The organism is Pedobacter gandavensis, from assembly GCF_032678745.1.
Taxonomy (GTDB): domain Bacteria; phylum Bacteroidota; class Bacteroidia; order Sphingobacteriales; family Sphingobacteriaceae; genus Pedobacter; species Pedobacter gandavensis_C.
This window is the reverse complement of the sequence record NZ_JAVTST010000006.1, coordinates 69917-82032: the sequence shown is the minus strand read 5'-3', so window position 1 is coordinate 82032 and position 12116 is coordinate 69917. Positions and strand designations below refer to the sequence as shown.

The 12116-nt window shown below is 40.8% G+C and carries 9 protein-coding genes; 7 read left to right on the top strand and 2 right to left on the bottom strand.

Features of this window, described 5'->3' with window-relative positions:
* Positions 1-31: 31 nt before the first annotated feature.
* Positions 32-1384: a PhoH family protein gene (locus R2S10_RS18105; protein WP_316841819.1), complete on the top strand. Its 1353-nt coding sequence runs from the start codon at positions 32-34 to the stop codon at positions 1382-1384.
* Positions 1385-1527: 143 nt separating this feature from the next.
* On the opposite strand, the gene R2S10_RS18100 is transcribed toward R2S10_RS18105, so the two are convergent.
* On the bottom strand, positions 1528-2067 hold the full coding sequence (locus R2S10_RS18100; RefSeq protein WP_316841818.1) for a GIN domain-containing protein: 540 nt from the start codon (positions 2065-2067) through the stop codon (positions 1528-1530).
* Positions 2068-2332: 265 nt separating this feature from the next.
* Here R2S10_RS18100 and R2S10_RS18095 point away from each other — a divergent pair, with 265 nt between their 5' ends.
* From R2S10_RS18095 to R2S10_RS18085, 3 genes are all read left to right on the top strand, one after another.
* Positions 2333-2848, top strand: coding sequence for a hypothetical protein (locus R2S10_RS18095; RefSeq protein ID WP_316841817.1), 516 nt, complete (start codon positions 2333-2335; stop codon positions 2846-2848).
* 91 nt (positions 2849-2939) lie between these two features.
* The gene (locus R2S10_RS18090; protein ID WP_316841816.1) at positions 2940-3398 is read left to right on the top strand and encodes a DinB family protein; all 459 of its coding nucleotides are present in this window, start codon (positions 2940-2942) and stop codon (positions 3396-3398) included.
* A 98-nt stretch (positions 3399-3496) separates the two neighbouring features.
* The gene (locus R2S10_RS18085) at positions 3497-4768 is read left to right on the top strand and encodes an ATP-binding protein (protein WP_316841815.1); all 1272 of its coding nucleotides are present in this window, start codon (positions 3497-3499) and stop codon (positions 4766-4768) included.
* 33 nt (positions 4769-4801) lie between these two features.
* Here the strand turns inward: R2S10_RS18085 and R2S10_RS18080 are convergent, their stop codons facing one another.
* Positions 4802-5659: a DMT family transporter gene (locus tag R2S10_RS18080; protein WP_316841814.1), complete on the bottom strand. Its 858-nt coding sequence runs from the start codon at positions 5657-5659 to the stop codon at positions 4802-4804.
* Between the two features lie 132 nt (positions 5660-5791).
* On the opposite strand from R2S10_RS18080, the gene R2S10_RS18075 reads away from it, so the two are divergent.
* The 3 genes from R2S10_RS18075 (at position 5792) to R2S10_RS18065 (ending at position 12072) form a co-directional block, all read left to right on the top strand.
* Positions 5792-7267, top strand: coding sequence for an arylsulfatase (locus R2S10_RS18075; RefSeq protein WP_316841813.1), 1476 nt, complete (start codon positions 5792-5794; stop codon positions 7265-7267).
* Positions 7268-7404: 137 nt separating this feature from the next.
* The gene (locus R2S10_RS18070; protein ID WP_316841812.1) at positions 7405-8781 is read left to right on the top strand and encodes a TolC family protein; all 1377 of its coding nucleotides are present in this window, start codon (positions 7405-7407) and stop codon (positions 8779-8781) included.
* 12 nt (positions 8782-8793) lie between these two features.
* A complete protein-coding gene (locus R2S10_RS18065) occupies positions 8794-12072 on the top strand; it encodes an efflux RND transporter permease subunit (RefSeq protein ID WP_316841811.1) in 3279 nt (1092 codons plus the stop codon).
* The last annotated feature ends 44 nt before the right edge of the window (positions 12073-12116 follow it).

The following is a 12116-nucleotide window of genomic DNA, read 5'->3' as shown; positions in this document are numbered from 1 at the left end:
GATTGGCGAAATTTCGGTAATTTTAAGTACCATGACTAAACCTTCCTTAAAGCGTAATTCTGCGAAAAAAAAGATCTTTGTACTGGATACTTCAGTGATTCTGTATGATCATAATGCCTTTAATAATTTTCAGGAACATGATGTAGCGATTCCCATACAGGTATTGGAAGAGCTGGACAATATGAAAAATGGGAATGAAACCAGAAACGCAGAGGCCAGAAGTTTCATACGTTTAATGGACCAGGCTTCCGGAGAAAAGATGATGAACCAATGGATCCCTTTGAAAGGGGCGAAACAAGGGCATTTTAAAGTGGTGATGGATCGAAAACCTGCAGTTCTGGATGCGGAAGTTATTTTTGGTACAGATAAATTTGACCATCGCATTTTGAATGCGGCATTGAGTCTACAAGAAGAGTTTCCGGAAAAAAAGGTGGTGCTGGTTTCCAAAGACATTTGTTTACGGTTAAAAGCGAAGTCATTGGACCTTCATGCGGAAGATTATGAAACAGGGAAGGTAAAGAATCTGGAGGCACTGTATACCGGAAAAACAATTCTTCCAAATGTAGATGCCCAGCTTTTTGATGCTTTAAAGAATGAAGGTAGTGTTTCAGCTGCGGCTTTGGAGCTGGGAACAATAGAGGGGAATCATTTTTATGTCCTGAAAAGCAAAAGAAAAACTCAGACCGCTTACTATGATGTTCAAACTGATCGCTTGATTCGGGTTAAGTCTCAAAAAGTTTTCAATATCTCCCCTAGAAACGAGGAGCAGAGTATGGCTATCGACGCTTTAATGAATCCTTCAGTAAAGCTGGTGACTATTCAAGGTAAGGCAGGCACAGGGAAAACCTTGCTGGCAATTGCTTGTGCTTTGGAATTGCGCAAAGATTACCGACAGATTTATGTAACCAGGCCAATTGTAGCCCTAAGCAATAAGGACATTGGTTTTCTACCTGGTGATGCGAAATCTAAGATTGATCCTTACATGGCGCCAATATGGGATAACCTGAGGTTCATTAAAGAACAATATCAACATGATCCTAAAACTCAGGCCAGGATTGAAGAATTTGTACATACCGAGAAGATTTTGATCGCCCCATTGGCTTATATCCGAGGGAGAACGCTTACGAAAATCTTTTTTATCGTAGATGAAGCACAGAATCTGACCCCTCATGAAATCAAAACTATTATCTCCCGGGCGGGCGAAGAAACTAAGATTGTATTTACGGGTGATATCTATCAGATTGATACACCCTATCTGGATGCAGAAAGTAATGGTTTATCTTACCTGATTGAAAGTGCGAAAAACCATTCGTTGTATGCACACATTACTTTGGATAAAGGGGAACGTAGCGAGTTGGCCAATCTTGCCAATGATTTGTTGTAATGATGATCACCTGGCTTTATGTGCTAAGAGTTTTTTATCATTTCATCTTTGTTATACGTAAAAAAAAAACCGCTCTTCCTTAGAACGGTTTTTCGTTTTGTAGCTGAGGCTATTAAAGTGATCAGGACTAAAGTGATTGCAGGTTACAGTTTTGCGATCACAAAATCTGTTTGGTTTAATTTTGAGACATTATTTCTAACCAGGTGGTGTTCATTTGATGATCCGCTTAATTTTAAATCAGATTCACCGCTCATCTCTGTGTAAAGACTACCAACAACTGCATTCACTTTTGCTTTAGCGTTATCTTTTAAGAAAATCTGTAGGACGGCCAGGTCAAATGTTCCACGGGTTTTTACCGTTGCAGTTTCTGCAGCATCAATTCTTTGCAAGTCTTTTACATGGACATAAATAGTGCTTTTATTATTAGAGTTGATGTACAGGGTATATCCTTTTTGTTGAACAGTAGTGCTGCTGTTTTGAACTTCATCATAACTGTTGATACTTTCTGTATTGCCCTGGATCAGGACCACATTCGCATTCCCGGTAACTACTACTTTATTGAATTTTACGCTTGCGCTATTGCTTGTTGGCGATTTCTCTTTGGCTATAGTAGTAAAAGCTGAAGAAGTTAAAATGATAGCAGTTAAAGCTGAAGCGAATAAGGTTTTGATGGAAGTTTTCATATCTTTTGTTTTTAAGTTTTTTAAGGTTTTTTGTAGTTAAGACCAGTTCAAATGAGAAAGGTTACCGAGGTTTTTGCTGCTTTAGACCATATCAAAAGAACTGTCGACGAATCGGCATAACTTCTCGACCAATCGATGAAAATATTTTCGTCGATGTTTATTCAGCTAATAGTCATCTTTTTATAAGCAGATGATTACTTACCATAGGTCAACATTGCAAGAGAAAATAAACAGGAAATTTGAACCATCATAAATAATAAATGACATGGGACATCTCCTGAGGAAAAATTCAGCATTGGCTGTTAATGAAATTTTAAACAGAGTAAACACTGAAAAAACATATTTCGTTTATACGGATAAAGGCGCGCGAATCTTTAAGATTGCGGCAATTCTAGTATTGACTTTTCTGATTGGCAATTGGTTTTTTAAGGCTGATGGAGCGGTGGTTCAGGTTCGTCAGGTGGAGCAGGTTGCTGGTCAGCATATTTATGGTGATCCTTTGAAAAATGTAGACCTTATTGATTTGGCGGCAGTAAGGCCATATATGAAAAGGAGAACTGAAGCAGAATTGAAAATTAAAGGATTGGTTACTTCAGTTGCAGATAACGGGCAATTGGAAATGGTACTTGATGACGGCAGTCTGCTGAAAGTGAAACATCAAATGAAAACAGAAGAAGCTGAAAATTTGAGGTCGAAGAAAGTAGTGATGGCAGGAAAACTATATAAAACTGAGGATAAAGGAAATCTGGTCTATGAGTCCAGCAGTTTAACGGTATTGTAATTCGTATTGGTCTTTCTGACTGTAGACCCAGGATATGGTAAAGAATAGTTTAGGGGAATTTTTATAACTTGTCCTTCATAGATTCAAATTTATGAAGGACTATTTTTTTAACCTACTGGCTTTTGACTATTGGACAAATGTCAGGCTTTTTCAATCCATGCAAAGTACTGCTGATATCCCGCAACGTGCAAAAGATCTTTTTAACCATTTAATCGCCACCACTAGGGTATGGAGAAGCCGGATGGTTGGAGAAATGCAGGATGTGGAAGTCTGGGAGAAGTTTGAAGAAAATGACTGGCAGCAATTGCTGGATCAAAACCATCAGCTGATGACTAGTTTTCTGGAGCAGTTAGAAGAAGCAGACTTTCAACGTAAAATACGTTATTATAATACTAAAGGAATCGCTTATGAAACCATCATATCCGACATTTTAACCCACCTTATTGTACATTCTGGATACCATCAAGGACAAATCGTTAGCCTGATAAAACCTTTTTTAAGTACGCCGCCGGATCTGATGTACATTACCTATACCCGTGAAAAGAAATAATAAGAATTTGCACTGCAAATTACCTTTTCAATTTAGCGAAAGAATAGACAAAAAACTTAAATTTGAAATTCAAGGATTTCAAAAGCAATCAGTAGATCATGGCAACTAAAGTAAATATAACTTCCACAGGGATTAAAAAAGTTTTGCGTCTATACAATGAAAAACAAGCCCTTGCAGAGTACATCTGGAATGGTTTTGATGCAAAGGCAGATACCATTTTGATTGATTACGACTTTAATGCTTTGGGTTCTATAGAAAGCTTAAAGGTGGCTGATAACGGTTATGGCATCAACTTCTCCTTACTAAAAGATAAGTTTAATCCATTTTATGAATCTGAGAAAGCATTGGAACAGCGCATCCATTTGCATAAGTCGACCATGCATGGGAAGAATGGGGTAGGGAGACTTACCTTTTTTACTTTTGCTCATGCTGCGGAATGGAATACGATTTATGAAGAAAATGGCTCGTTCAAAAATGGAAGTATTAAAGTGGCTATTGGTGGATTGAATAATTATGAAGCTCAGCTTTTAAATGAAGATGTAAAAGGGAAAACGACCGGAACTACCGTTTCATTTTCAAATGTGCAGTTTTCAAAAGAAGCCATGGAACTGAGTATAATTCCTTATTTGCAAGCTGAGTTCTGCTGGTTTTTGGAATTGCATAAGAAAAGTGGTTTTTCTATTGTCATCAATGGGCAGCCATTAGCCTATCAGGACAATATCGTGGATCAGGAAGACAATCTGCTGTTTAGATATCCGGAGAGCAATACGGTATTTAGCGTTAAATTTATACAGTGGAAAGAATCTCTACACAAAGAATTGTCGAAGAACTATTTTATCAATCATAAAGGCCAGGAAGTATATAAAGATTACACTACCTTGAATAAGAAGGCCGATGAGTACTATCATAGTGTATATATAGAAAGCGAATTTTTTGATGAGTTTGATTTTAATAGTACAGATTATGATGCTCAGGTAAAACTTTATGCCCGTACAAAATCAGCTCCTGAGTATAAGTTTCTGATTAAAAAGGTCAATGAGTTGTTGAGGACTAAAAGGAAACCATTCCTGAAAGAGTTTTCAAATAAACTGATGGAAAAGTATGAATTAGAAGGTGTATTACCCGTTTTCCAGGAAGAGCAGGCTGCGCAAAGAACAGATCTGCTGGAAACCTTGAAATTGATGTATGAACTGCAACCAAAGTTATTTAGTGGTTTAAGCATAGATCAAAAGAAAGCTTTTGTAAGCTTAACCCATGTCTTATTGAACTCAAATGAAAGGGAACAGTTGTTCCAGGTGATAGAAAGAATTGTGGAGTTGGAAGTAGAAGAAAAGCAAGAACTGATGAGCTTTTTAGCGCTCAATGATTAAATTTCATTGAGCGATATTTCAGAAAATCAGCAATTATAAAACTTCTTTTTTAGAGGTCAGTGTAGCACCAGCACTGGCAATTACCACTAAAGCCACAGCCAGATATTCAAAAAGAGAAAGGTGTTCATGTAAGAAGATCAATCCGCATAATGACGCTACTGCAGGCTCCATACTCATCAAAATACTGAAAGTACGTGCTGGCATTTGTCCGAGGGCACTCATTTCTAAAGTGAAAGGAATAGCGCTTGATAAAAGCGCTAATGCTCCACCAAGTAACAACAAGGTTGGGGTGATTTCATTGAATCCACCACCGATAAATCCAAAAGGAACCACCAGTAAAGTTGCGAAGATCATCCCGACAGAAACTGCATCTCCGCCTTTCATGATTTTAGAAATGCGGCTACCCAATACAATATATGCAGCCCAGAATCCGCCGGCTAGTAAGGCCAATAGCACTCCAATCAAGTCTAATCCCTGGTTAGACCAGGGTGCGATCAAGGCAATACCTACCGCGGCAAGCAATACCCATAGGTAATCCAGTCCGCGTTTGGAATTAAATACTGCTAACAATAATGGACCGATAAATTCCAGTGTAACTCCTAAACCAAGTGGAATACGTTTAATCGCCATGTAAAAAATCACATTCATCGCGCCCAATGCCAATCCATAAGGAATTACCGCTTTCCATTGCGCTTTTGTTAGCTTAAATAAGTTTGGACGATTTGCAATCAATAAAATGATAGCCGATAGTCCGATTCTTAAGGAAGCTGTGGCAGTAGGGCCTATGGCCGGGAAAAGTCCTTTTGCAATTGCTGCACCCGCTTGCACACTAATGATGGCCAATAACACTGCGGGTAATGGTGGAATAAGAAGCAGGGCATTTTTTTTCATAATGTGGAGGTATTAAATGGGAAGTAAACAAACGTTTGCATGGTAGTATGAAACGCGATCCTGAATAAGGAGCGCAAAATTACGAAAAGCAGACGAGAATATTTTATTGATCTTTTTATATCTTAGACAGCAATGAAAAAACTCGTTTTATTTGCAGGAATTCTCGTTCAATTTGTTTTAGGCTTAATGCCAGTTAATAATTGTTTTGCCCAAAGAAAGCCAAATGTCATCTACATTTATGCGGACGACCTCGGCTACGCGGAAATTGGTGCTTACGGACAAGAAAAGATCAAGACTCCCCATCTGGATCGACTGGCAAAAGAAGGCATGAAGTTTACCGATCATTATACAGGTACACCGGTTTGTGCCCCTGCAAGAGCGATGCTCATGACCGGAAAACATGGCGGCCATGCTTATATCCGAGGCAATCATGAACTTGGTGGTTTTCCGGATGCAGAAGAACGTGGTCAGATGCCTCTGAAAGAAGGGACCTTTACAGTTGGTCATTTGATGCAACAGGCAGGTTATAAAACTGCTTTGGTAGGAAAATGGGGGCTGGGGATGAATGGTACATCCGGTTCTCCCCTGAAACAAGGTTTTGATTATTACTACGGATTATTGGATCAAAAACAAGCGCATAGCTTTTACCCGACCCATTTATGGGAAAATGACCAGAGAGATCCGCTGGACAATACTTTTATCAATGTACATCAGGCACTGGATCCTAAAAAAGCGAAGGATGAAGATTTCGACTACTATAAAGGAAAAGTATATGCCCCTGAAAAAATGACGGAAAAGGCTTTGTCTTTTATCGATCAAAACAAAGAAAATCCTTTCTTTTTATACCTTCCTTATCCTTTGCCTCATGTTTCTTTGCAGGTTCCAGATGCTTATTTGCAACCTTATCTGGGCAAGTTTGAGGAACAGCCCTATTACGGCCAGCAGGGATATACACCAAATAAATACCCATATTCGACTTATGCCGCAATGATTACCTTTTTAGATGGACAGGTAGGAATCATTCTCAAAAGAGTAAAAGAACTTGGTTTAGATGAAAATACGATCATTATGTTTTCCAGCGACAATGGTACTACGTTTAATGGAGGTGTAAATGCCAAATATTTCAATAGTGTGGATGGCTTGAGGGGATTGAAAACAGATGTCTATGAGGGAGGGATCAGGGAACCCTTTCTAGCCAGATGGCCAGGGAAAATTAAAGCAGGTGCTACTAGTAAGCTGATCTCCGCTCAGTATGATCTTTTGGCAACATTAGGGGAGCTGACTGGACAAAAGGTAGAAAATACAGATGGCATTTCTTTTCTTCCCACATTGATCGGAAAAGAAAAAGCACAGCAAAAACATGAATATTTATATTTTGAATTTCCGGAAAAGGGAGGGCAACTGGCCATCAGAATGGGCGACTGGAAAGGTGTCCGAACCAATGTGAGAAAGGATCCAAATAGTCCGTGGCAGGTTTATCATTTGAAAACTGATAGAAATGAAAGCAAAGACCTGGCAGCTAATTACCCCGAATTGGTTAGGAAATTTCAGGAGATCGTAAAAAAGGAGCATCAGGACTCTCATTTGAAGGATTGGAACTTTTTGTAAGCCGAATGTCATTAAGAACTAATCCGGGAAATTATTTGATTTTCATAACTAATGGTTTGAACGGAATACTTTGATTTTCCAGGCAGCAGATAAATTTGCGGTGTAATCTATACACCATGCCTAAACCTTTATTACTAATGGCTGTACTCCTGGGGTTTTTAATCCTGAATACGACCAAAACCGATGCACAAACGCTCTATTTAAAAGATGCGATCAATACCGCGCTGACTAATTACGGAAGCATTAAGGCCAAGAAGAATTACGTAAGTGCTTCAGAAGCCGGGCTACAACAAAGCCGTAGAGATTATTTACCTAACCTCAGTTTATCCGCCCAACAAGACTATGGGACGATTAATGGTCAAAATGGGCCTTCCTATGGCTTAGGTGGTCTTGGCGTTGCTTCCAGCGGACCAGCCCTTGATCAGCAAAACTGGAACTCAGCCTTTGGCGCTTTGTACCTTGCCAATATCAACTGGGATTTCTTCAGCTTTGGAAAGATCAAGGAACGGGTAAAAGTCTCCGCAGGGATACTGAAAAGGGATCAACAGGACCTGGTACAGGAACAGTTTCAGCAGGAAATTCGTGTGTCAGCGGCCTACCTCAACCTATTGGCGGCACAGCGACTTAGAAAATCGCAGGAAAACAACCTTCAAAGAGCCATCACTTTTAAAAATACAGCCGTAACCAGGGCAACCAATGGCTTGATTGCCGGAGTGGATTCTTCCCTGGCTAAAGCCGAAGTGTCCAGTGCAAAGATTGCCCTAACGAAAGCGAAAGACCTGGAGCAGGAGCAGGCCAATAGGCTTGGTGTTTTGATGGGGGTGACGGTAACCAGCCTGGTACTCGATACGGCTTCTATCACCCGAATCCCTATGGATTTATACCCAGACAGTACACTCCATGAAAAATCACATCCCTTATTACAGTTTTACCGTAGTAAGGTGGAGCTAAGTGATCAACAGGCGCATTTGTTTCGCAAGTCCTATTATCCCACTTTTTCCATGTTTGGGGTGATGCAGGGCAGAGGATCTGGCTTTAGTTCTACTTACGCCCAGAATCAGACTGCTTTTACCAGGAACTACGCGGATGGTATTAATCCGGTACGAGGAAATTACCTTGTTGGACTGGGAATGGTTTGGAATCTAACGACCATCCTGAGGACACATCCGCAGGTAAGGGCACAGGAATTTCTCTCAAAAGGACTACAAAATGAGTACGACCTTGCTGAACAACAATTACAGGCACAAGTAGCCATTGCAGATACCAAATTGAAAAATGCAATTGACAACTATAAAGAAGCACCAATCCAGGTCAAAGCGGCTTCGGATGCTTATTTACAAAAGAGTACGCTTTATAAAAACGGACTCAGCACTATTGTAGACCTGACGCAGGCATTGTTTATCCTCAACAGAGCAGAAACTGACCGTGACATTGCCTATAACAATGTCTGGCAGGCGCTATTGCTAAAATCAGCAGCGCTTGGGAATTTTGACCTGTTTATCAACGAATTTTAATTAGCTATATACATGGATTTAATCCGTTTCGCACTTCGTAAACCCATCTCTATCCTGGTGCTTGTTGCCGGATTGTTTTTCTTTGGACTTGGTGCCATCAAAGATATCAAGGTAGATATTCTGCCAAAAATGAACCTTCCTGTGATCTATATTGCGCATCCTTTTGGGGGATATACTCCTTCTCAGATGGAGGCCTATTTTGGAAAACAATACATCAATATCCTGCTTTTTGCCAATGGAATTAAAGCCATTGAAACGAAAAATGTGCAGGGCCTGATGCTCATGAAACTGACCTATTATGAAGGAACAAATATGGCACAGGCCGCTGCGGAACTCAGTGCCCTGTCCAATCGGGCACAGGCGATTTTCCCACCTGGCTCGCAACCGCCCTTTATCATTCGTTTTGATGCTTCCTCTTTACCGGTTGGACAGCTGGTATTAAGTAGTCCGATCCGGAGCAATAATGAATTGCAGGATTTTGCAAATACTTATGTCAGGGCTTCTTTTACCGCGATTCCAGGCTTACTTTCTCCTGCACCTTTTGGAGGTAGTGTGCGGACGATAGAGATCAATGTAGACCCGGAATTGCTCCGTGCGCATCAGCTTACCGTGGATCAGGTGGTAGAAGCGATCAAAGTAAACAACCAGACTGCACCTTCAGGGAATGTCCGGATGGGAGATAAAAATTACCTGACACCCACTAATTACACGATAAAGAAAGTCAAAGAATTTGAAAACATTCCTTTGTTTAAAGGAGGGGTGCAGAACCTTTATCTACGCGATGTAGCGGTAGTGAAAGACGGAGCGGATGCTACAGCCGGATACGCATTGATTAACGGTAAACGCTCGGTTTATTTAAGTATTGCGAAGTCTGGTGATGCCTCTACCTGGGATGTGGTCAGCAAGTTAAAAGAGAACTTGCCGATGATCCAAAACACCTTACCTGAGGATGTAAAACTTTCTTATGAGTTTGACCAATCAGTATATGTGATCAATGCCGTGAAAAGTTTGATCAGTGAAGGGGTGATCGGGGCTTTATTAACGGGTTTAATGGTACTGCTGTTTCTTGGTGATAAACGTGCCGCATTGATCGTGATCCTGACCATTCCTACTTCCATTGTGGCAGGTGTATTGTTTCTGAAACTTTTCGGACAAACGATCAATATCATGTCTTTGAGCGGACTGGCATTGGCCATCGGGATTCTGGTTGATGAATCTACGGTAACTATTGAAAATATACACCAGCATTTTGATATGGGAAAACCGAAGGCTTTAGCCATTTGGGATGCCTGTAAAGAGATTGCTTTTCCGAAGTTGCTGATCTTATTTTGTATTCTGGCGGTATTTGCACCTGCCTTTACTATGACGGGTATTCCTGGTGCCTTGTTCTTGCCTTTGGCATTAGCTATTGGCTTTTCCATGATTGTTTCTTTCTTTTTATCTCAAACGTTTGTACCCATTATGGCCAACTGGTTAATGGTAGCACACCCAAAGAAAGCAAAGCCACATGCCGATACCATTACTGATGATGAGGCTGTTTTTCTGGAAACCGGACTAAGTCTGGAATCAGAGAAAGATACCCTGAATCAGAAAAAGATTCTGGTAGAAAGAGCAGACTTCAACAACGACGGAAAATTGAGTCTTTTTGAACGTTTCAGAAACCGGTTTATGCGTTTTCTGGATCGCATCATGCCTTATCGGAAGCCAGTAGTATTGGCTTATCTGGTAGTCATCATTGCGATTGCTGCTGCTTTACTGGCCAATATCGGAAGAGATGTTTTGCCTAAAGTAAATTCCAGTCAGTTTCAAATGAGAATGCGGGCGCCTGATGGTACTCGATTGGAACGTACTGAAGAAAAAGTACAGGTGATCCTGGCAGAATTAAAGAAAATGGTAGGGCCGGAACATCTTGCAATTTCTTCTGTATATGTAGGTCAGCATCCCGCTTTGTTTTCGGTGAATCCGATTTACCTGTTTATGGCGGGTCCTCATGAAGCTGTTTTTCAGGTGGGACTGAAAGATTATCATGTGGATATGGAGGAGTTTAAAGACCTGTTGAGGGCTCGTGTGAAAGCATTGGAGCCTGATGTGAAACTTTCATTTGAACCAATAGAACTGACGGATAAAGTATTGAGTCAGGGCTCTTCTACGCCCGTGGAAGTTCGCATTGCGGGAAAGAATAAAAAAGAAAATGAGTTGTATGCAAATAAGATCATGAAGGAATTGAAGAAGATCAGCTACATGAGAGATATACAAATTGCGCAACCCATCAAATATCCAGCGCTTAATATTAATATCGACCGGATTAAAGCGGCGCAAGTGGGTGTGGATCTGAATGATGTATCCAGATCTTTGGTCGCCTCCACCTCTTCCTCCAGGTACACGGATAAAAATGTTTGGGTAGATGAAAAGATTGGCCTTGCTTATGGCGTGCAGGTACAGGTTCCTTTCAATAAAATGAGTAATAAAGATAACCTCGGAGAAATTCCTCTTTTGAGAAATTCAAATCGTCCGATCCTGAGTGATGTGGCTAGTATTACGGCTGATACGACCTATGGAGAAAATGATAATGTGGGCGCCACACCTTATTTATCGGTCACGGCCAACCTGAATAAAAAAGACCTGGGTACCGCTTCAAAAGATGTGAATCAGGCAATTAAAGCCTTGGGTGAGTTGCCAAGGGGATTGATTGTACAGCCGGTAGGAATGATTAAGGTGCTGGATGATACGCTGGGTAGTCTGCAATCCGGATTATTAGTGGCAATTGTGGTGATCTTTTTGATGCTTTCCGCTAACTTTCAATCTTTTAAAGTGCCTTTAGTGATTCTAGCAACTGTACCGGCGGTGGTATTGGGTGCTTTATTGCTGTTGATGTTGACGGGGTCTACGCTGAATCTGCAGTCTTATATGGGAATCATCATGTCGGTGGGGGTGTCTATTGCGAATGCGGTGTTGTTGATTACCAATGCGGAACACCTGCGTAAACACAATGGGGATGCCCTGGAATCAGCAAGAGAAGCAGCAGCTTTAAGGATTCGCCCGATCATTATGACTACTGTGGCAATGATTGCCGGGATGTTGCCAATGGCGATAGGACATGGAGAAGGTGGAGATCAGGTTTCACCTTTAGGAAGGGCTGTAATAGGTGGTTTAATTGCGTCTACCTTTGCGGTACTGGTGATTCTGCCATTGGTATTCGCCTGGGTACAGGGAAGGGTTTCTACCGAATCAATTTCACTGGATCCGGAAGATAAAGAGAGTAAACATTACATTCATGGTTTGTCGGAATAATACCGATTTTAAGCACAGATATTCATCATCATTAAGATATAAAA

Coding starts and splice junctions, on each gene's coding strand:
- R2S10_RS18090 (WP_316841816.1), top strand. CDS start 2,940: ATGAAGGACTATTTTTTTAACCTACTGGCTTTTGACTATTGGACAAAT.
- R2S10_RS18065 (WP_316841811.1), top strand. CDS start 8,794: ATGGATTTAATCCGTTTCGCACTTCGTAAACCCATCTCTATCCTGGTG.
- R2S10_RS18105 (WP_316841819.1), top strand. CDS start 32: ATGACTAAACCTTCCTTAAAGCGTAATTCTGCGAAAAAAAAGATCTTT.
- R2S10_RS18095 (WP_316841817.1), top strand. CDS start 2,333: ATGGGACATCTCCTGAGGAAAAATTCAGCATTGGCTGTTAATGAAATT.
- R2S10_RS18085 (WP_316841815.1), top strand. CDS start 3,497: ATGGCAACTAAAGTAAATATAACTTCCACAGGGATTAAAAAAGTTTTG.
- R2S10_RS18080 (WP_316841814.1), bottom strand. CDS start 5,659: ATGAAAAAAAATGCCCTGCTTCTTATTCCACCATTACCCGCAGTGTTA.
- R2S10_RS18100 (WP_316841818.1), bottom strand. CDS start 2,067: ATGAAAACTTCCATCAAAACCTTATTCGCTTCAGCTTTAACTGCTATC.
- R2S10_RS18075 (WP_316841813.1), top strand. CDS start 5,792: ATGAAAAAACTCGTTTTATTTGCAGGAATTCTCGTTCAATTTGTTTTA.
- R2S10_RS18070 (WP_316841812.1), top strand. CDS start 7,405: ATGGCTGTACTCCTGGGGTTTTTAATCCTGAATACGACCAAAACCGAT.